Origin of the sequence: Vibrio sp. 10N.286.49.B3 (genome assembly GCF_002873395.1) — a bacterium.
GTDB lineage: Bacteria > Pseudomonadota > Gammaproteobacteria > Enterobacterales > Vibrionaceae > Vibrio.
This window is the reverse complement of the sequence record NZ_MCUV01000035.1, coordinates 41,121-62,046: the sequence shown is the minus strand read 5'-3', so window position 1 is coordinate 62,046 and position 20,926 is coordinate 41,121. Positions and strand designations below refer to the sequence as shown.

21 protein-coding genes are annotated in these 20,926 nt (G+C 43.0%); all 21 read left to right on the top strand.

From position 1 onward, the window contains the following. Window positions 1–81 precede the first annotated feature (81 nt). Entirely contained in the window at window positions 82–882 is an 801-nt protein-coding gene (gene fliH, locus BCU68_RS12485; protein ID WP_102565076.1) for a flagellar assembly protein FliH, read from the top strand. Beyond that, the gene (gene fliI / locus BCU68_RS12480) at window positions 882–2,201 is read left to right on the top strand and encodes a flagellar protein export ATPase FliI (RefSeq protein ID WP_102565075.1); all 1,320 of its coding nucleotides are present in this window, start codon (window positions 882–884) and stop codon (window positions 2,199–2,201) included. Before fliH ends, fliI begins: the two co-directional genes overlap by 1 nt. A 25-nt stretch (window positions 2,202–2,226) precedes the next feature. Next, a complete protein-coding gene (gene fliJ, locus BCU68_RS12475) occupies window positions 2,227–2,670 on the top strand; it encodes a flagellar export protein FliJ (protein WP_102565074.1) in 444 nt (147 codons plus the stop codon). Between the two features lie 94 nt (window positions 2,671–2,764). Further along, entirely contained in the window at window positions 2,765–4,423 is a 1,659-nt protein-coding gene (locus tag BCU68_RS12470) for a flagellar hook-length control protein FliK (RefSeq protein ID WP_241901373.1), read from the top strand. A gap of 47 nt (window positions 4,424–4,470) precedes the next feature. Continuing rightward, window positions 4,471–4,956, top strand: a complete 486-nt coding sequence (gene fliL, locus BCU68_RS12465) for a flagellar basal body-associated protein FliL (protein WP_102565072.1) — start codon at window positions 4,471–4,473, stop codon at window positions 4,954–4,956. A 7-nt stretch (window positions 4,957–4,963) separates the two neighbouring features. After that, window positions 4,964–5,998: a flagellar motor switch protein FliM gene (gene fliM / locus BCU68_RS12460; protein ID WP_102565071.1), complete on the top strand. Its 1,035-nt coding sequence runs from the start codon at window positions 4,964–4,966 to the stop codon at window positions 5,996–5,998. 25 nt (window positions 5,999–6,023) lie between these two features. Further along, entirely contained in the window at window positions 6,024–6,434 is a 411-nt protein-coding gene (gene fliN / locus BCU68_RS12455; RefSeq protein WP_102565070.1) for a flagellar motor switch protein FliN, read from the top strand. Between the two features lie 2 nt (window positions 6,435–6,436). Further along, entirely contained in the window at window positions 6,437–6,862 is a 426-nt protein-coding gene (gene fliO, locus BCU68_RS12450; protein ID WP_102565069.1) for a flagellar biosynthetic protein FliO, read from the top strand. Beyond that, complete coding sequence (gene fliP, locus BCU68_RS12445; protein ID WP_102565068.1) at window positions 6,855–7,721, top strand: flagellar type III secretion system pore protein FliP; 867 nt, start codon at window positions 6,855–6,857, stop codon at window positions 7,719–7,721. Before fliO ends, fliP begins: the two co-directional genes overlap by 8 nt. A gap of 28 nt (window positions 7,722–7,749) precedes the next feature. Further along, window positions 7,750–8,019 carry a flagellar biosynthesis protein FliQ gene (gene fliQ, locus BCU68_RS12440; protein ID WP_102565067.1) on the top strand — a complete coding sequence of 90 codons (270 nt, stop codon included), beginning with the start codon at window positions 7,750–7,752 and terminating at the stop codon, window positions 8,017–8,019. 10 nt (window positions 8,020–8,029) lie between these two features. Continuing rightward, entirely contained in the window at window positions 8,030–8,812 is a 783-nt protein-coding gene (gene fliR / locus BCU68_RS12435) for a flagellar biosynthetic protein FliR (protein WP_102565066.1), read from the top strand. Between the two features lie 9 nt (window positions 8,813–8,821). After that, window positions 8,822–9,952, top strand: a complete 1,131-nt coding sequence (gene flhB / locus BCU68_RS12430; RefSeq protein ID WP_102565065.1) for a flagellar biosynthesis protein FlhB — start codon at window positions 8,822–8,824, stop codon at window positions 9,950–9,952. A gap of 159 nt (window positions 9,953–10,111) precedes the next feature. Further along, window positions 10,112–12,205, top strand: a complete 2,094-nt coding sequence (flhA, locus tag BCU68_RS12425; protein ID WP_102565064.1) for a flagellar biosynthesis protein FlhA — start codon at window positions 10,112–10,114, stop codon at window positions 12,203–12,205. Between the two features lie 32 nt (window positions 12,206–12,237). After that, a complete protein-coding gene (flhF, locus tag BCU68_RS12420) occupies window positions 12,238–13,731 on the top strand; it encodes a flagellar biosynthesis protein FlhF (RefSeq protein WP_102565063.1) in 1,494 nt (497 codons plus the stop codon). Between the two features lie 12 nt (window positions 13,732–13,743). Next, window positions 13,744–14,631 (top strand): MinD/ParA family protein, encoded by an 888-nt coding sequence (locus BCU68_RS12415; RefSeq protein ID WP_102565062.1) that lies wholly within the window; start codon window positions 13,744–13,746, stop codon window positions 14,629–14,631. Beyond that, window positions 14,624–15,358: an RNA polymerase sigma factor FliA gene (locus BCU68_RS12410; RefSeq protein WP_102565061.1), complete on the top strand. Its 735-nt coding sequence runs from the start codon at window positions 14,624–14,626 to the stop codon at window positions 15,356–15,358. The genes BCU68_RS12415 and BCU68_RS12410 overlap by 8 nt, the downstream gene beginning before the upstream one ends. 44 nt (window positions 15,359–15,402) lie before the next feature. Next, entirely contained in the window at window positions 15,403–15,771 is a 369-nt protein-coding gene (gene cheY / locus BCU68_RS12405; protein WP_102565060.1) for a chemotaxis response regulator CheY, read from the top strand. Window positions 15,772–15,835: 64 nt separating this feature from the next. Then, window positions 15,836–16,555, top strand: coding sequence for a protein phosphatase CheZ (locus BCU68_RS12400; RefSeq protein ID WP_102565059.1), 720 nt, complete (start codon window positions 15,836–15,838; stop codon window positions 16,553–16,555). A 9-nt stretch (window positions 16,556–16,564) separates the two neighbouring features. Further along, window positions 16,565–18,856 (top strand): chemotaxis protein CheA, encoded by a 2,292-nt coding sequence (locus BCU68_RS12395; RefSeq protein ID WP_102565058.1) that lies wholly within the window; start codon window positions 16,565–16,567, stop codon window positions 18,854–18,856. A gap of 13 nt (window positions 18,857–18,869) precedes the next feature. Further along, the gene (locus BCU68_RS12390) at window positions 18,870–20,003 is read left to right on the top strand and encodes a chemotaxis response regulator protein-glutamate methylesterase (RefSeq protein WP_102565057.1); all 1,134 of its coding nucleotides are present in this window, start codon (window positions 18,870–18,872) and stop codon (window positions 20,001–20,003) included. Between the two features lie 2 nt (window positions 20,004–20,005). Continuing rightward, window positions 20,006–20,785, top strand: coding sequence for a ParA family protein (locus tag BCU68_RS12385; protein ID WP_102565056.1), 780 nt, complete (start codon window positions 20,006–20,008; stop codon window positions 20,783–20,785). Window positions 20,786–20,926: the final 141 nt, after the last annotated feature.

The window sequence follows — 20,926 nt, the reverse complement described above, 5'->3', positions numbered from 1 at the left end:
ATCCTTGACTCTTAAAGCGTTAAATTAAGCTTTGAGAGTCACTAATCACAAATTCCCCTCCATTTTTTAATAGGTAATGCTATGTCCGTTGACAGAAAACGTGGTTTTTTACGTCCTGATGATGAGCAGTCGATAGCCCAACCAGAGAAGTGGGGGTTGCCAGACTATAGCTCTGAAGTGCAGAAAAGCGCACGTGAGACAGCTTTTAATTATGATCCTAGCTGGGTGCCTCAAGAAGAGGTTATCGAGGAAGAAGCGTTCGTTTTAACCGATGAGCAAATCGAGATTATAAAAAAAGGCGCTTATCAAGAAGGTCTCTATGAAGGTCAAGAAGCGGGCTTTAAGCAAGGTTATGACAAAGGCAAAGAAGAAGGCTTTCAAGCAGGGCATAGCGAAGGATTACAAGCTGGTCAGCTAGAAGGCGTCACTGCTGGGCAGGAATACATTAAACAGCAAGTCGATATTTTTATGGGACTTGCTGATCAATTCTCTCAACCTCTAGCATTAATGACTAATCAAGTTGAAAAGCAATTAGTCGATATGGTTTTAACGCTAGTGAAAGAAGTTGTCCATATTGAAGCGCAAACTAACCCACAAATTATCTTAGATACGGTAAAAGAGTCAGTGGAGTCATTACCAGTGACGGGTCATGCTATTACTGTAAAGCTAAACCCTGATGATGCTGAGATCATTCGTTCATCCTATGGTGAAAATGAATTAGAGCAGCGTCAATGGAGCTTGATTGGCGAGCCAGCATTAAATCGTGGTGATTTACAAATTGAAGCTGGAGACTCCAGTGTCAATTATCGTATCGAGGATCGTATTCGCTCGGTTATTCAGGGCTTTTGTCGTGCTAACCGCCATCAGCCAGGTACCGAATAATGTCAGTACTTGCTGAACGCTTGAATCAATACAAAGTGGAAGGTTTAACATCACGACCAATTACTTCTGGTAAGTTAGTGCGAGTTGTTGGTTTGACGTTAGAAGCTACTGGGTGTCGAGCGCCAATTGGTAGCCTATGCCATATTGAAACGATGTCGGGACAGATGGAAGCAGAGGTTGTCGGCTTTTCTGGTGACAACTTATTTCTTATGCCTAGTGAGCAAATTAATGGCATTTTTCCTGGAGCGAAAGTGACCCCTCTTACTGGTGAAACTGGGCTTGCCGTTGGTATGGAACTGTTAGGTCGTGTGATTGATGGGGTGGGGAAACCACTTGATGGCTTAGGGGATATTTATACCGACCACTTTGTGCCTTTTAATGCCGAACCCATTAACCCGCTCGCCCGAAAACCGATTTCAGAGCCACTGGATGTCGGCTTGAAAGCGATCAATGGTTTATTAACGGTTGGTAAAGGTCAGCGTATTGGTTTGTTTGCTGGCTCAGGTGTTGGTAAATCGGTTACGCTTGGCATGATGACAAGAGGAACCACCGCACAAGTGGTTGTCGTTGGTCTCATTGGTGAGCGTGGGCGAGAAGTTAAAGAGTTTATTGAAGAGAGCTTAGGTGAAGAGGGACGCAGGCGCTCTGTTGTCGTTGCAGCACCAGCCGACGCGTCGCCATTGATGCGACTTAAAGGATGCCAAACCGCTTTAACCATTGCTGAATACTTTCGCGATCAAGGGCTCGATGTTCTGCTGCTAATGGATTCATTAACTCGTTTTGCTCAAGCTCAGCGTGAAATTGCCCTCTCTGTTGGTGAGCCGCCAGCAACCAAAGGTTATCCACCTTCCGTCTTTGCTAAGCTTCCTGCTCTTGTTGAGCGCGCTGGTAATGGTAGTGAAGATCAAGGCTCAATTACCGCTTTCTTTACGGTGTTAACGGAAGGCGATGATCTGCAAGATCCCATCGCGGATGCGTCGCGAGCTATTTTAGATGGTCATATTGTCTTATCGCGTGAAATGGCAGACGCAGGGCATTATCCAGCGATTGATGTTGAAAAGTCGGTCAGTCGCGTAATGCCTCAAATCACCACGGATGAGCATTTATTAATGTCTAAAGCGGTGCGCCAAGTGCTGTCCATTTGTCGTAAAAATCAAGATTTGGTCTCTATTGGCGCTTATAAGCCTGGCAGTGATCAAGCGATTGATAGTGCCTTTACATTAAAACCAAGATTGGATGTTTACTTGCAGCAAGGCATGAAAGAGAGCGTACCTTATGATATGTGCGTGAATATGCTTAAGCACGTGCTTGGTGGCTAAGCTGTATTTAGTGGATAAATAGATAATGAATAGTGCACTGGATTTTTTACTCGAACAGTCAAAAGATAAAGAGAGCCAAGCTCAAATGGCTTTAACCAAAGCCAATGCTGAACTTGCTGATTATTATCGACAAGTGGAGCAAATTGAGCAATATCGCATGGATTATTGCCAGCAGTTGATTGATAGAGGAAAAAACGGCTTAACAGCAAGTGAGTACGGACACTTAAACCGTTTTTTAACCCAACTTGATGCAACACTCGCTAAGCAAAAAGAAGCCGAGCAGCACTTTAAGAGTCAAGTCGACAACTGCCAAGAGTATTGGCTAAACACTCGTAAGCAATGTAAGTCTTATGAGTGGTTAATTGATAAAAAACAGCAAGAAAAGAAACGAGCAGAAGATAAGCGTGAGCAAAAGCAAATGGATGAGTTTTCAACGTTATTATTTAGCCGTAAAAATCGAACGCTATAAACGCGGGAGAAGAAAAAGCCCTCATGGTGGCGTGCTTATTGCATTTTTTAGCTACCGCTTGGTTAGTTCTGGATAATAAATATTGGATATGAATGTGAATTTGCACTCAACAGTAAGCAGCACAAATAGTGTAGCAGCTTTAAATAAAGAAACTCCGCTGTTACCAAGCTTAGAACACTCTGCAGATGAACAGACGTTTGTTACCCATTTATCATCAGCATTACAGCAAGACACTCATCCGTTTTCGCCAGTTCTAAACACTGAAAAAGATGAAACGAACCTTGATGTTACATCAATAGAAGGCGAGCTAGAACAATCGCCTACAGTTGTTTTGGAAGGTGAAGAGCAAGTTGGTAGCAAGGCAGATACAGAAGCTCAAGTAAGCAAAGAGCCGACATCCGATGCTTTAATGGATGAGGGTAGCCAGCTTTTAGAGCGGTTAGTATTAGCCAATAAAACACTAGCAGCGACGGATAAAGCGAATGCGCCGACAGAACTTTCTGCATCCGATGAACTTTCTATACCCTATGAGCTTGACTCAATCGATTCGTTAGGCGGCAAAGACTTGCCTCACCAGTATGCCGAGCATGAAGTTGAGCGGCATGGCAAGCCTGAAATTGAACAGCACGTAGAGCTTGAAGTTGAGCAGCATGTTAATACTATCCCTTGGGGAGTGACAGATAGCGATCAGCTAGCCAAAGTGAGTCATCATAATGGGAATGTGCTGGCAAGTATTGATAATAGTAGCGATGAGCAAGCTATTGAAAAACAATCAGTGGCTTTACCTAGGGCAGAAGAAGAATTACTCAGTGATGAAACTATTACTGATGAAAATGCTGCTGATAAAAGTACAGTTGATGAAGCGATTGCTGACGATAAGTTACATACGATCAGCGCCTCTGTAAGCCAATTAGCAACAAGTAATAGCACGTTAAGTAATAGCACGTTGGCTGCTCATCAACCTAATGCTAATACAGCAGAGGGAAGCGCTCCAGTTTCACAGACCAATAATATTCAGCGTACGGGGAGTGATCCCCTTGGCAATGCAACCTCGAACACAGCGCAGACTTTCGTTGCATCAGCAGCATCTTCAGAGTCAGCTCCTGCAGCCTTAATAGCCAACGGCGCTAAAGCTGAACTAATAGAAAATGGTATACTGACGACAACAGCGGCAACGATCAAGCCAACCGAACAAGGTGTGTTAGCTTTACAAGGTAGTGAGGGTGAAGAGTCATTATCGCAGCTATCAGCAGCCACGAGCCAACAACTCGCTCCCGCTACTCAACAGCAAGCGACACGTGCTGAAATACAAGCAGCTCAACAAGTTCCTTTACAGCTAACAAAAGAGCTAGCTAACGAGCAAGTCGCTGAAAAAGTACAGATAATGATGTCGAAAAATCTGAAAAATTTAGATATTCGTTTAGATCCGCCAGAATTAGGGCGCATGAGTATTCGTTTAAATATGAATAACGATAGCGCAAGCCTACATATTACGGTGAGTAATTCACAAGCGAGAGATATCATTGAGCAAACGCTACCAAGGCTACGCGATATGTTAGCCCAGCAAGGCGTTCAATTAAGTGATTCATCAGTATCCCAGCAAAATAGTGGTCAGCAAGGGCAGGCTAGTGATACAGGCAGTGATCATCATAATGAAGGTAATCACACTTCTCAAACTGATGATAATGAGGCTGAAACTCAGATAGAACTGAGTGTAGACTCAAAGCAAGATGGAATTAGTTATTACGCTTAATAGATTATTAAGCGGTATTTTTTAAAGTGAAATGAGTAGAGAACACTATGGCTGATGAACAAGAAGGTAATGCTTCTAAAAAGAAACTACTAATGATCATAGCGGTTATTGCTGTATTATTAATTAGTGGGGCGGTTGCTTTTTTTGTATTAAATTCAAGCGATAATAATAAAGTGGGTGACGATAAATCAACCCAAGTGGTGAGTCCAAAAAATCGTATTCAATATGTGAATATTCCTCAGCCATTCTTATTTAATGTGACGGGTGACCAACGTGACAGGCTAGTACAGATAAAAGTACAAGTGATGGTTAGGGGAGAAAGTAACGAAAATTTAGCTCGTCATCATTCACCACTGATTGAAAGCGCTTTATTATCCACATTTGCTTCCGTTACTGTCGAGCAACTGCGTTCACCAGATGGGCGCGCAGAGTTACGAGATAAAGCAACAGAAGATATTCAAGCTCAACTGGTGATTGCGATAGGGCAGTCTGTGATAGATAAAGTTCTTTTCACCGATTTTGTAATTCAGTAGGTAACGTGTGACCGATTTATTAAGCCAAGATGAAATTGATGCACTCTTACATGGTGTTGATGATGTCGATGATGTCGATGACGAACTAGACGAAGATATCGATGGTGCCATTAGCTTCGACTTCTCCTCTCAAGATCGCATTGTACGTGGTCGAATGCCGACGCTTGAACTTATTAACGAGCGTTTTGCACGTCATATGAGGATCAGTCTGTTCAACATGCTCCGCAAAACGGCAGAAGTATCGATCAATGGCGTACAGATGATGAAGTTTGGTGAATATCAAAACACACTATATGTCCCAACCAGTTTAAATATGGTGCGCTTTCGTCCATTAAAAGGCACATCATTAATTACGATGGAAGCACGATTAGTTTTTATCTTAGTAGAGAATTTTTTTGGAGGCGATGGTCGTTTTCATGCCAAAATTGAAGGCAGAGAGTTCACCCCTACAGAGCGTCGCATCATTCAGTTATTACTGAAAATTGTCTTTGAAGACTACAAAGAAGCATGGTCACCCGTCATGGGGGTTGAATTTGAGTACTTAGATTCAGAAGTTAACCCAAGCATGGCAAATATTGTTAGTCCAACGGAAGTGATTGTGGTGAGTTCATTCCATATTGAAGTCGATGGCGGCGGTGGCGACTTTCATATGGTGATGCCTTATTCGATGGTTGAACCGATTCGAGAGTTGCTCGATGCCGGTGTTCAGTCGGATAAAATGGAAACGGATGTACGTTGGAGTTCAGCCTTACGTGATGAAATCATGGATGTACCCGTTAATTTCCGCGTCAACTTGCTAGAACAAAAACTCTCTTTACGCGACTTAATGGATTTACAAGCTGGAGATATTATCCCTATTGATATGCCAGAGCACGCGACAATGTTTGTCGAAGAGTTACCCACTTATCGAGTCAAAATGGGGCGCTCAGGTGAAAAAATAGCGGTGCAAGTTTCTGAAAAAATAGAAAGGCCACATGTGGTCAAAACTGACTTAGCATTTTTAGGCAAAGACATTATGTCTGAGCTTGATAGTGACGATTAATATCAAGATAACTAGGAATTGATTAATGGAACCAAGTGACGATCAAAAGCTAGCTGACGAATGGGCAGCAGCATTAGGTGAAGACCCATTAGCACCTAAAATGGATGTCAACGACATAATGGCAGCACCGCTGGATGAACTGACGGATTCCTCTAGCCCAATCTCTGAAGATGAGCGCCGCAAGCTTGATACTATCATGGATATACCGGTGACCATTTCCATGGAAGTTGGGCGTTCACAAATTAGCATCCGTAACTTATTACAGTTAAACCAAGGCTCTGTTGTTGAGTTAGATCGTGTGGCTGGTGAGTCGTTGGATGTCATGGTGAATGGTACTTTAATTGCTCACGGTGAAGTTGTCGTCGTGAATGATAAATTCGGTATTCGACTAACCGATGTCATTAGCCAGACAGAACGAATTAAGAAGCTGAGATAGAAATGCAAAAAAAAATTTGCGCAATAGCCGCCACTATTGGTAGCTTATATGCCCCATGGAGTTTGGCGACAGAATCAGGAGCGCAATCGAATCAATTGGATTTGTTTGCAACACTTAGTTCTTTAGTTTTTGTTATTGCGCTGATTTTATTTTTAGCTTGGTTATTAAAACGTATGCAGATCCCGGCGTTTTCTCAACAGGCTGATTTGTCGGTTGTGCGTCAGATAGTGGTTGGCGGCAAAGAAAGAATTGCCATAGTGCAGGCTGGCGAAGAGCAGTTCTTGGTAGGTGTGACTCCGCACTCTATACAGCTCATTTCAAAGTTGGAGCAGCCAGTCTCTACTTCTACCACAGCTAAAACACCGTTTTCAGCTCAACTGAACCAACTCCTCCAAAAAGATCATAACAAGCAGAAAAATCATGAGTAAGCGTATTTCATTTTCTTCTTTCCTTACTTTATTTATCAGCTGCTGTTTATTGTGGTCGCCATTGAGTGCCGCCCAGCAAGATGAAGCTCAGGCTTTATCACCAGCAAGCAGTGAGAGCGTGACAGTGCGAGCTATGGATGCAGAGTTAGGGGCATCGAGCACGCTAACTTCCAGTCGTAACGGCAGCGGTATCCCAGCTTTTACTATGACCACCAATGCCAATGGTGGTGAAGATTACTCGATTAATTTACAGATTTTAGCCTTGATGACCATGCTAGGTTTTTTACCGGCAATGGTTATCTTGATGACATCCTTTACTCGTATCGTTGTTGTTATGTCAATATTGAGGCAGGCGATGGGTTTGCAACAAACCCCGTCTAATCAGGTTATTATTGGTATTGCGATGTTTTTAACGTTCTTTATTATGTCGCCAGTGCTTAATCAGATAAATCAGCAAGCTATTCAGCCTTATATGGATGAGCAGATAAGCGCACGTCAAGCATTTGACTCGGCTCAAGGGCCAATCCGTGCCTTTATGTTAAAGCAGACTCGTATTAAAGACTTAGAAACCTTTGTTAATATCTCGGGAGAAGAGGTGACGTCGCCAGAAGAGGTGTCAATGGCGGTTTTAATCCCTGCCTTTATTACTTCTGAATTAAAGACCGCTTTCCAAATTGGTTTTATGTTATTTTTACCCTTTTTGATCATCGACTTAGTGGTGGCATCAGTATTAATGGCGATGGGTATGATGATGTTATCACCTATGATTGTGTCACTGCCGTTTAAGCTTATGCTGTTTGTTTTAGTCGACGGATGGAATTTGATTTTATCGACTTTAGCCAGCAGTTTTGCCTTGTGATAAGTCAACGTGATCGAATGAGGAAGTCATGACACCAGAAGTCTTTGTTGAGTTATTTAGAGGCGCACTTTCAATGGTTTTGATTATGGTGTGTGCCATTATCATTCCTAGCCTTTTGATTGGTTTGGTTGTGGCTATTTTCCAAGCGGCAACCTCAATTAATGAACAAACGTTGAGTTTTTTGCCTCGTTTAATTGTAACGCTGCTTGCACTAATGATGTTCGCGCACTGGATGACTCAAATGCTGATGGAGTACTTTTTCAGCATTATTGAGCGCCTGCCTCAAGTGTTGTACTAAAAGAGCGCTTATGGAATACCCGACGAGTGTTGTTCTTGATTGGTTAGCGAACTATTTTTGGCCTTATACCCGTATTTCAGCCATGTTGATGGTGATGACGGTGACTGGAGCGCGCTTTGTATCCTCACGTATTCGCCTCTATTTAGGGTTAGCCGTCACTTTAGCGGTAACACCGGCGATACCTGCTGTGCCCACGGATATCGAATTGCTTTCTATGCGAGGTTTTTTAATTCTATTTGAGCAACTTGTTATCGGGGTTGCCATGGGAATGGTTACGCAATTCATTATTCAAACCTTTGTTATGTTAGGGCAAATCATCGGTATGCAATCTAGCTTAGGCTTTGCTTCTATGGTTGACCCTGCCAATGGACAAAGTGCGCCAGTACTCGGGCAGCTCTTTATGTTTTTAGCGACGATGTTTTTTCTGGCAACTGACGGGCATTTAAAGATGATCCAGCTAGTTGTCATGAGCTTTGAAACCTTGCCAATAGGTACTGGCGCGTTGACCGCCGTTGATTTTCGTGAAATGGCATTATGGCTAGGTACTATTTTTCAAGTGGCACTTAATATGTCGTTATCAGCCATTATTGCTCTATTAACGATCAACCTCTCTTTTGGTGTAATGACACGAGCTGCGCCTCAGTTGAATATCTTCTCATTAGGCTTTTCCTTTGCGCTTCTTATTGGCCTCTTACTCTGTTGGTATATCCTTGGAGGGCTATATGGTCATTATGATCTTTACTGGATGCAAGGTGAGCAGCAAATATGTCGCTTGATCCGCTTAACGTGTTAGGAGGCTGATATGGCAGAGTCAGACGGTCAAGAAAGAACAGAAGACGCCACGCCCAAACGCTTGCAACAGGCTAAAGAGAAAGGGCAGGTTGCAAGGTCGAAAGAGTTAGCCTCGGCGTCAGTGCTTATTGTCGGAGCGGTTTCACTGATGCTATTTGGTGAGCCGTTAGCGCAAGCGTTATTTAATATCATGTCGCGGCTTTTTACATTAAGCCGAGAAGAAATATTCGATGTGTCAGCTCTTTTTGAAGTGATTGGGCGGGCACTTATCGGGCTAATCATCCCTTTATTTACCATACTTATTATTCTTTTCTGTGCTGCTATTTTAGGGGCGGGAGGTATCGGTGGTGTCAATTTTTCACCACAAGCCGCGATGCCAAAATTATCAAAAATGAACCCGCTTAGTGGTTTAAAGCGCATGGTTGGCATGCAAAGTTGGGTTGAGCTGATCAAATCGATTTTAAAAATATCCTTAGTTTCAGGGGTCGCTATTTATTTGATTCAATCTTCTCAAGCCGACTTATTGATGCTGAGCACCAGTATTTTTCCGCAAAATATATTTAAAGCGCTCGATTTGCTATTAAATTTCATCTTACTGATTAGCTGCTCATTATTGATTGTGGTTGCCATCGATATACCGTTCCAAATTTGGCAGCATGCAGACAAGCTAAAAATGACCAAGCAAGAAATAAAAGATGAGTATAAAGATACTGAAGGTAAGCCGGAGGTTAAAGGTCGAATTCGAATGCTGCAAAGGGAAGCGGCTCAACGCCGTATGATGGCGGATGTACCTGAGGCGGATGTTATTGTCACGAACCCAGAGCACTTTTCGGTAGCTCTACGCTATAAGCAAGACAAAGATAAAGCACCTGTTGTGGTAGCGAAAGGGGTTGACCATATGGCAATGAAGATCCGTGAAGTGGCTCGAGAGCATGACATTTATATTATTCCAGCTCCACCATTAGCACGTGCTCTTTATCATACTACGGAGCTAGAGCAAGAGATCCCAGACGGTCTATTTACCGCTGTAGCACAAATATTAGCTTATGTTTTTCAGTTGAAGCATTATCGAAAACGGGGTGGAGAAAGACCTAAACTACAACGAGAGGCGTTAATCGTTCCACCTGAGTTGCGCCATTAGCCGTATTGTTGGAGGTTTTTGTACTCTATTGCTGCTAAATTGGAGCATAAGTCAATAATCCAGTATACTGCGCATAGCTGAAAGGTCTAAGGTCTTGTATCCTGTAGGCTTATTATTACTCTTGAGCCACATTACCTAAAATGAACAAAGCAGTATGTAATGAAATTTAATCTCCCATTTTTAGATAAATTACCACCAATTCCACAGCGAGCGTTCCCTGCAATTGGCGCTCCGGTTATGGTACTCGCGACATTGGCTATGGTCGTTTTACCTATCCCTGCTTTTTTATTGGATATGGCCTTCACATTCAATATTGCGTTGTCATTAGTTGTTCTTCTCGTCTCTATTTACACCCGTAGACCGCTTGATTTTGCTGCCTTTCCTACGGTACTGCTGATCGCAACCTTGCTACGACTCGCTCTAAATGTGGCTTCAACCCGTGTGGTTTTACTTAATGGGCATGAAGGCGCAGGTGCTGCTGGTAACGTGATTGAAGCGTTTGGTAATGTTGTTATCGGTGGTAATTACGCGGTTGGTTTAGTGGTATTTATGATCTTAATGATCATAAACTTTATGGTTGTAACGAAAGGTGCAGGGCGTATATCCGAAGTCAGCGCTCGTTTTACCTTAGATGCTTTACCGGGTAAGCAGATGGCCATTGATGCGGATTTAAACTCTGGTTTGATCGATCAAGATCAAGCTCGAATACGCCGCTTTGAAGTGACTAAAGAAGCGGACTTTTACGGCTCAATGGATGGTGCCTCAAAGTTTGTTAAAGGGGATGCCATTGCAGGTATTCTGATTCTTTTTATCAACATCATTGGTGGCTTGACCATTAGTATGGTGCAATATGGCCTAGGGTTTAGTGAAGCCATTGAGCTATATACTCTACTAACCATTGGTGATGGGCTCGTTGCTCAGATCCCTTCTTTATTGCTGTCTATTGCAGCGGCAATGATGGTAACTCGTCAAAATACCGATGAAGATATGGGGCAGCAACTGGCATTCCAGATGTTTGATAACCCGAAGGCATTGAATATTACCGCGTGCATCTTAGGTGTTATGGGCATTGTACCGGGAATGCCGCATTTCTCATTCTTATCCTTAGCAGCAGCAGCTGGTACATGGGGATACTTCATTGATAAGAAGAATAAACGTTTAGCTGAGTCACCGCCAGCGCCTGTTATTCCGGAAGGTGAGTCGACAGCAGAAAAAGAGCTTTCTTGGGATGATGTTCATCCGGTTGATATTATAGGTCTTGAGGTTGGTTATCGTTTAATTCCCTTAGTTGATAGAGAGCAAGGTGGAGAGCTTTTAGAGCGAGTGAAAGGGGTACGTAAAAAGTTATCGCAAGACTTTGGCTTTTTGATTCCACCGGTTCATATTCGAGATAACTTAGAACTGACTCCGAATAGCTATCGAATTACTTTGATGGGGGTGGCGGTTGGCGAAGCAGAAATTCGTCCGGATCAAGAATTAGCCATCAATCCTGGTCAAGTTTATGGCATTATAGATGGTCAAGCGACAATTGACCCTGCATTTGGTCTTGAAGCTGTCTGGATTCGAGAAGATCAACAAGAGCATGCACAGGCATTAGGCTATACGGTTGTTGACTCCTCAACGGTATTAGCAACGCACTTGAGCCAATTACTGACGAATAATGCCTCACAGCTATTAGGGCATGAAGAAGTTCAAAACTTATTGGATATGCTTGGTCGTTCAGCCCCAAGATTAGTTGAAAATTTTGTACCAGAGCAGCTGCCATTAGGTACCTTGGTTAAAGTGTTACAAAATCTTCTTAATGAAGCTATTCCTATTCGTGATATTCGTAGTATTGTACAAACCTTGTCAGAGTATGCGGCAAAGAGTCAAGAATCTGACATCCTTACTGCTGCCGTACGAATTGCATTAAAACGCCTGATTGTGCAAGAAATCAATGGCATAGAGCCAGAGCTGCCAGTTATTACGTTAATACCTGAATTGGAACAAATTTTGCATCAAACACTGCAAGCATCTGGCGGAGAGTCTTCAGGTATTGAGCCTGGCTTAGCGGAGCGTTTGCAGATGTCATTAAGCCAAGCGACACAAGAGCAAGAGTTAAAAGGTGAACCTGCCGTTTTATTGACGTCTGGAGTTTTACGCTCAACACTTGCCAAGTTTGTAAAAAATACTATCCCGAATTTACGGGTACTGTCTTATCAAGAGATACCGGATGAAAAACAAATCCGAATCGTACAGGCAGTTGGAAATTAATAACCCCTTTTTTAATGACAATGGACTCTTAATTGAAAATTAAACGATTTTTTGCCAAAGATATGCGTTCTGCTCTGCTTCAAGTTAAAGAAGAACTTGGGGCGGATGCAGTGATCATGTCAAATAAAAAAGTCGCTGGTGGGGTTGAAATTGTGGCTGCTGTCGACGGTGAGCCAACAAAAGCACTTCCCTCACGAGCTCCAACGAGTCCTGTGCGTAATGAGTACACTCAAATGTCGAGCTCTACGACGGCAAGTACTCGCTCAGCACATCGCTCGCTTGATGATGACAAGGTTAGCTTGCAGAGAGGAGAGCAAGGTTCTCACTCAATGACCAAGCGCTTTGCCAATATGCTTAAGCAGTACAGTAGTGACCAGGAACAAGAAGAAGATACGCCAGGCAAAAATGATTCTTTATCGGCACTACTTAACCGTCAGGCAGCATCAAGGAAACAAAACAGCCAAACTTCGCTCACTCCTCATCAAGAGAAGCAAGCTGGGTTAGCTAAGTTGATTGCAGAAGATCGCCGAGTTGATAGACCTAGCCCTAAGTTAGATCCTACTCGTTATGACCGTTATCGAGAGCCTGAGCCCAAAGCGCTACCAAACCAAGATATGGAATTGATGCGTGAAGAGATGAATTCGATTCGTCGCTTACTAGAGCATCAGGTATCTGGGTTAATGTGGCAAGAGGTCGAACGTAGAGAGCCGCTAAGAGCCATGCTTATCAAACGTCTTGAGCGCATGGGGTTTTCGCCTGAATTTGCCGATCAAATGGCTTGCTATATTCCAGAAGATACGCAACCAGCGAAGGCCTGGAAAGCACTGTTAGCTTTAGTTTCTGATCAAATCAGCATTACGCAAAAAGATATTCTTAAGCGTGGTGGAGTTGTTGCGTTACTTGGCCCTACAGGCGTTGGAAAAACGACGACGGTTGCTAAGCTTGCGGCACGTGCAGCGATGGAATATGGCGCAGATAATGTCGCTTTGGTTACCACTGACAGTTATAGAATTGGTGCGCATGAGCAACTCTCTATTTATGGTCGAATTATGGGTTGCCCTGTGCGAGTCGCTAAAGATTCAGAGGAACTCGCCGATGTATTATACCAGTTGCGTAATAGGCGTTTGGTTTTAGTTGATACTGCTGGTATGGGACAAAGAGATGTTCGCTTATCCGAACAGCTCGACACTTTGATGCAAGATAGCGGTGAAGTTATCCATAGCTACCTAGTTTTACCTGCGACCGCTCAGCGACAAGTACTGCAAGAAACCATAGAACACTTTAGACGTATTCCTTTATCAGGCTGTATTTTAACTAAGCTCGATGAGTCATTAAGTCTTGGTGAGTTTATCAGTGTTGTTGTGCAAAATGCCTTACCCGTTGCTTATATAGCGAATGGACAACGTGTACCTGAAGACATCGTGATTGCTCAGCCAAAGTATTTGATAGCTAAGGCTAATGAGTTGTTGGAAAAGTCGACAGAAAATGAACCTCATTATTGGAACAGTGATTCCGAAGGACTTTAGGCGACGATAAATATGATTGATAATACAATATATGATCAAGCAAGCGGTCTACGCCGTTTAACTCAACCATCGTTAACCAAAGTTATTGCTGTAACGGGAGGTAAAGGTGGTGTTGGCAAGTCGAACGTCACACTTGGCTTAGCAATTAGCATGGCTCGTCAAGGTAAGAAAGTGATGGTTCTCGATGCCGATCTTGGCTTAGCCAATATTGATATCATGCTGGGTATTCGTTCAAAGCGTAACCTAGGGCATGTCTTAGCGGGTGAGTGTGAATTAAAAGACGCGATTGTTGAAGGTCCACACGGTATTAAAATTATACCAGCCACGTCAGGCACGCAAAGTATGACGGAGCTTTCGCACGCGCAGCATGCAGGGTTAATTCGTGCTTTTGGTAGCCTAGAAGATGAGATGGATATTCTTCTTATTGATACTGCTGCTGGTATTTCTGATATGGTTATCAGCTTTTCTCGTGCAGCCCAAGATGTGGTTGTGGTCGTGTGTGATGAACCAACATCTATTACAGATGCTTATGCTTTGATTAAATTATTAAGCCGTCAACACCAAGTGCAACGTTTTAAAATTGTTGCAAATATGGTCAGAAGCTATCGCGAAGGGCGAGAATTGTTCGCAAAGTTGACCTTAGTCACAGAGCGATTTCTAAATGTTAGCCTTGAGCTCGTCGCGTGCATCCCATTAGATGATAAAGTGCGTCAAGCAGTAAAAAGACAAAAAATTGTAGTTGATGCTTTTCCACGTTCACCAGCAGCATTAGCGATTAACTCATTAGCAAATAAGGCATTGACTTGGCCAATACCAAAAACACCAACAGGGCACTTAGAGTTTTTTGTTGAGCGATTAGTGAATCGACCAACGTTTGTAGAGGAACCATTCGGTGAATAAGCCGCTTACATATAATCAGCATGCTCGGCTCAATAGCCAGACCGCATTTATTGAAAAGTATTCAGTGCTGGTTAAGCGTATCGCTCATCATTTGCTTGGGCGACTGCCTCCGAGTGTACTTGTCGATGATTTGATCCAAGCTGGAATGATCGGTTTGATTGAAGCACAACAAAACTATGATGGTAGTAAAGGCGCAAGTTTTGAAACATATGCAGGTATCCGAATCCGTGGTGCCATGTTAGATGAAATTAGACGAGGAGACTGGGTTCCTCGTTCAGTGCATAAGAATAATAGAGAGATTAATGTAGCAATCAGCGAATTAGAAAATCAACTAAATCGCGATCCAACAGACGCTGAGGTTGCTCAGCATATGGGGATGAGTTTAGCGCAATATCACAGCGCACTTACTGATATTAATAGCTCAAGACTGGTTGGTATAGAAGATCTCGGTATCTCGGATGACTCTATTGCCCCTGATGATAATGAAGATGAGAATATCCCTTTTAAAGGGGTCGCAGATGAAGCTTTTCGTCAAGCTTTGGTTGCTTCGATTAAACAACTGCCGGAACGTGAAGCATTAGTTTTATCGCTTTATTATGACGAAGAATTAAATTTGAAGGAAATTGGTGAAGTATTAGGTGTAAGCGAATCTCGTGTTAGCCAAATATTAAGCCAATCAATGCAGCGTCTTCGCACTAAATTAAGTGCTTGGACACAAAACGACTAATACACTGATTTTGAATTTCAGTGGAGGCCATTTTGAACAAAAATATGAAAATCCTTATTGTTGATGACTTTTCAACAATGCGACGCATCGTAAAAAACTTACTTCGAGATTTAGGTTTTAATAATACTCAAGAAGCCGACGATGGGTTAACAGCACTTCCTATGCTTAAAAAAGGCGAGTTTGATTTCGTTGTGACTGACTGGAATATGCCAGGAATGCAAGGTATTGATTTATTAAAACATATACGTTCAGATGCGAATTTAAAGCACCTACCCGTTCTGATGATCACAGCGGAAGCAAAGCGTGAGCAAATTATAGAAGCCGCTCAAGCTGGAGTGAATGGTTATATTGTGAAACCATTTACTGCTGCGACCTTAAAAGAAAAGCTTGAGAAGATATTTGAGCGTTTATAAGTTTTTATTTGAGGTTAAATAATCCGCGAATAATATATTTGGCGTGGATAAAGGTCTATTTGTCATGATTTCATTAGAGCAAGCCAAAGAACTCGTTGAACTACTCGAGAATAATAAGCAACAGGAAGCCAATGCCCTTGTAACTGCGGTGTATGAGGGACCTAAAAATCCAATGATACAAGAAATTGGTGCTTTAACCCGTGATATACACGACTCGTTAGTGCAATTTAATTTAGATCAACGAATGATCGAAATTACGAATGATGATATTCCTGAAGCAAAAGACCGCCTTCAATATGTGATTGATAAAACAGAAATTGCTGCAAATAAGACAATGGATGCCGTTGATTATTGCTTACCAATCGCTGATAACCTCAATAATGGGTTGCAGCAGGTTAGACCGCAATGGAATGAACTGATGCATGGCCGCATTGAATTGAGTGAATTTAAAGCTCTGTGCCATCGCATTGATCACTTATTAACGCAAGTTGAAGGTGATAGCACTCAGCTAAAAAGTCAGCTTACGGATATTTTGATGGCTCAAGACTTTCAAGATTTAACAGGGCAGATTATTCGTCGAGTTATCACTTTAGTGAGTGAAGTTGAAGGACGTTTAGTTGAGATATTAACCGTATTTAGTGGTGAGCAGCCAATCAGTAATATCGTCGAAGATAAAAAAGTGCCAATTGCTGCCGAGGGACCAATAATGCACCCTGAGTTGCGTGAGGATGCTGTTTCATCGCAGGACGAAGTCGATGATTTATTATCCAGTCTTGGATTTTAAGGATGATGTATGAGCTATGAATTAGATGAAGATATTCTGCAGGATTTTTTAGTCGAAGCTGGAGAGATCTTAGAGCTGTTATCTGAACAGTTAGTTGAGCTGGAAAATAACCCAGGCGATAAAGAGTTACTTAATGCTATTTTCCGTGGTTTCCATACGGTAAAAGGTGGTGCAGGGTTTTTATCTTTATCAGAGCTTGTCGATACCTGTCATGGTGCTGAAAATGTCTTTGATATTCTTCGCACAGGTAAGCGAAGCGTAACGCCAGCGTTGATGGATACCATGCTACGTGCGTTAGATACTGTAAATATGCAGTTTCAAGCAGTCCAAGACGGTACTCAGCCGCAACCCGCTGAGCAATACTTACTCGATGAGTTACATCGCTTATGTCAGCCTGAGTCACAAGATATCCCAGCGGTGGTACCGACCCCAGCGGCAGCCGTTGTGCCTATTATTGAGCCTGTGACAACTAATGTCGTGAATAGCTCAATTGATGACATTTCTCAAGATGAGTTTGAAAAGCTACTTGATGAATTGCATGGTAAAGGCGGCGCACCAAGCGCAATCTCTAATCAAACTCGCGCAGTCAAGCCTTCTCCAGAGGTTTGCACGGAAAACGCAGATATTACTGATGATGAGTTTGAAAAGTTACTTGATGAGCTACATGGTAAGGGAAGTGCCCCTGGTTCTGCGCCGGGTAGCTCCCCTGTGGTCGCGCCAAGTGTGGCAAGCGCTTCAAACAGTGGTGATATAACCGATGATGAATTTGAAAAGTTGTTAGATGAGTTGCATGGTGTCGGTAATAGCCCTGCCTCTTCAACATCTTCGGTTACGCCACCACCACTGCCAGCAATACCTGCGGTATCATCAGATAGTAATGATGATCTGATGACAGACGAAGAATTTGAGCGTCTGCTTGATCAGCTACATGGTGCTGGCAATGGCCCAAGCCCTGAAGAGTTGGACGTTGCAACAAAACCTGCGGCGCAAAACTTTACTCCAGCTTCAGTTCCAGCTGTGGCCTCCGCAAAATCTGTGACACCTGAGCCTGTTACTGCTCTTGAACCCTTAGCGCCTGCTGTTGTAGAAACGGCAAAAGCAACACCTGTGGTTAAAAAGCAGGCGGAAGCGAGTGTTCGTGTTGATACCTCAACACTTGACACGATCATGAATATGGTTGGTGAGCTTGTTCTCGTGCGTAACCGTTTGGTGAGTTTAGGACTTAATAGTAACGATGAAGAGATGGAAAAAGCGGTCTCAAATTTAGATGTCGTTACTGCCGATCTGCAAGGTGCGGTAATGAAAACCCGCATGCAGCCGATCAAAAAAGTATTTGGCCGTTTCCCGCGAGTTGTTCGTGATCTTGCTCGTAGCCTCAATAAAGATATTTTGTTAGAGATGCGTGGTGAAGATACTGATTTAGATAAAAACTTGGTTGAAGCATTAGCCGATCCCCTTATTCACTTAGTACGTAACTCCGTTGACCATGGTATTGAGATGCCAGAGGTGCGCGTTGAAAATGGTAAGCCTAGAACCGGTAAAGTAATTTTATCGGCATCTCAAGAAGGTGATCATATCTTACTTGCTATTGTTGATGATGGCGGTGGAATGGACCCTGATGTATTACGTGGTATTGCCGTTAAACGCGGTATTATGGATGAAGATGCCGCATCACGTTTAACCGATAAAGAATGCTTTAACCTAATTTTTGCCCCTGGTTTTTCAAGTAAAGAGAAGATATCCGACATCTCTGGTCGTGGCGTAGGTATGGACGTTGTTAATACCGCGATTAATGGTTTGAATGGTTCAATTGATATTGATTCAGAGCTTGGTAAAGGGACCAAAATCACCATTAAAGTCCCTTTGACATTAGCGATCTTGCCAACGTTAATGGTTGGTGTTGCAGATCACCCCTTTGCTTTACCTTTAGCATCAGTGAATGAAATTTTCCACCTTGACTTAAGCCGAACTAATGTTGTCGATGGGCAACTGACGATTATTGTTAGAGATAAGTCGATACCACTGTTTTATTTGCAAAATTGGTTAGCACCAAAAGCTGAGCAAGTCGCCTCTCGTCAAGGTCATGGGCATGTGGTTATTGTTCAAATTGGTAGCCAGCGTGTTGGTTTTGTTGTGGATACCTTAATTGGTCAAGAAGAAGTGGTGATTAAGCCACTAGATAAGCTTCTGCAAGGTACGCCAGGTATGGCTGGGGCAACCATTACCAGTGATGGTCATATAGCGCTAATACTTGATGTGCCAGACTTATTGAAACAGTATGCTGCAGGTTCGCGTATTTAACTAAAGGGCTTATATGACAGTTAAAGTTTTAGTCGTTGATGATTCAAGTTTTTTTCGTCGCCGAGTTAGTGAAATAATTAATGCAGAAGCTCGACTTGAAGTTATCGATGTTGCAATTAATGGTAAAGATGCGCTAGAGAAGGTTCAACGACTGAAGCCTGACGTTATTACTATGGATATAGAGATGCCTGTTATGGATGGGATCTCTGCTGTGCGTGAAATCATGCGCAGCAATCCAACGCCTATTTTAATGTTTTCATCGCTAACTAGTGATGGAGCAAAAGCAACGCTTGAAGCACTTGATGCCGGAGCACTCGATTTTTTACCGAAAAAATTTGAAGATATTGCCCGTAATCGAGAAGAGGCGATAAATTTACTTCAGCAGAGGGTGCTACAAATCGCCACGCGTCGCCTTTTTATGCGTCGACGTAGCGTACCTGTTAAACCGATAGCCACAAATAAAACGACATCTCGCTTTGAGCAAAAATCACTTGCAAGTGAGAAGTCTACCATTCAGGCGCCTTCAATCAGTCGCATTGCAAAATTTAAAGCTAGTGGCAAAAGGTATCAATTAACTGCGATTGGCACTTCGACGGGGGGGCCGGTTGCACTGCAGAAAATTCTAACGCAGCTACCGGCTAATTATCCCCATCCAATATTGTTAATTCAGCACATGCCCGCGACTTTTACGGCGGCATTTGCTAGTCGCTTAAACTCACTGTGTCGAATTCAGGTGAAAGAGGCAAGTGATGGTGACGTACTGCGTCCTGGTGTGGCTTATTTAGCCCCTGGCGGTATGCAAATGATGGTTGAAGGGCGTTCAAGCTTAAGTAAGCTGCGCATTATTGATGGCGGAGAGCGGATGAATTATAAACCTTGTGTTGATGTGACATTTGGTTCAGCAGCGAAGGTTTATCAAGATAAAGTATTATCAATGGTTTTGACCGGTATGGGCGCAGATGGTCGAGAAGGTGCGCGTATGTTAAAAGCGGCTGGTTCCACCGTTTGGGCGCAAAATGAAGAGAGTTGCGTTGTTTATGGTATGCCACAAGCAGTAGCGAAAGTTGGCATTTCATCAGAAAGTTTACCACTAGAGCGTATAGCTGAGCGTATTTTGGTTGAAGTTAGTTTGGCTAAGGGTTTATAAAAATGATCGTGTGGAGTGTAGCAAATCAAAAAGGCGGTGTTGGTAAAACAACAAGCACAGTAACATTAGCCGGTTTACTTAGCCAAAAAGGGCATAAAGTTTTATTGGTAGATACCGATCCTCATGGCTCACTGACCACCTATCTTGGTTTAGATTCAGACAGCGTTCCTGCGAGCTTATTTGATTTGTTCCAACTAAATGAATTTACGACTCAGACCGTAGCCCCTCTTGTTATTGAAACGGATGTCGAAGGTATCGATATTATTCCAGCTCACATGTCCTTGGCGACCCTTGATCGTGTTATGGGGAATCGCAGTGGCATGGGGCTGATTTTAAAGCGTGCACTCAAAGCGCTACAAAATCATTATGACTATGTTCTTATTGACTGCCCTCCTATTTTAGGAGTGATGATGGTTAATGCCCTAGCAGCAAGCGATCGCATTCTTATCCCTGTTCAAACAGAATTTCTAGCAATGAAAGGTTTAGAGCGTATGATCCGTACATTATCGATTATGCAAAAATCTCGTCAAAAGCCTTTTAGCGTAACGATTGTGCCTACGATGTACGATAAGCGAACTCGCGCTTCACTCGAAACGCTAACGCAACTAAAGCAAGATTATCCCGGTCAAGTTTGGAATTCTGCCGTTCCGATTGATACTAAGTTTCGAGATGCCAGTTTAAAGCGTTTACCCGTTTCTCATTTTGCAGCAGGTAGTCGAGGCGTTTTTGCCTATAAGCAATTGTTAATTCATCTTGAAAGGTTGGCCATCAATGAACAATAGCCATCATGTACTGTCGAGTGAACAGGCATTAGATGATTACTTTACCGATTTACTTGATGATAGTGCACTTGAACCCCAAATAGAGCTAGCGCAAGATATGGCAGATGTTTTAGCCTCCTTGCCAGAGCCAGAGCCAGAGCC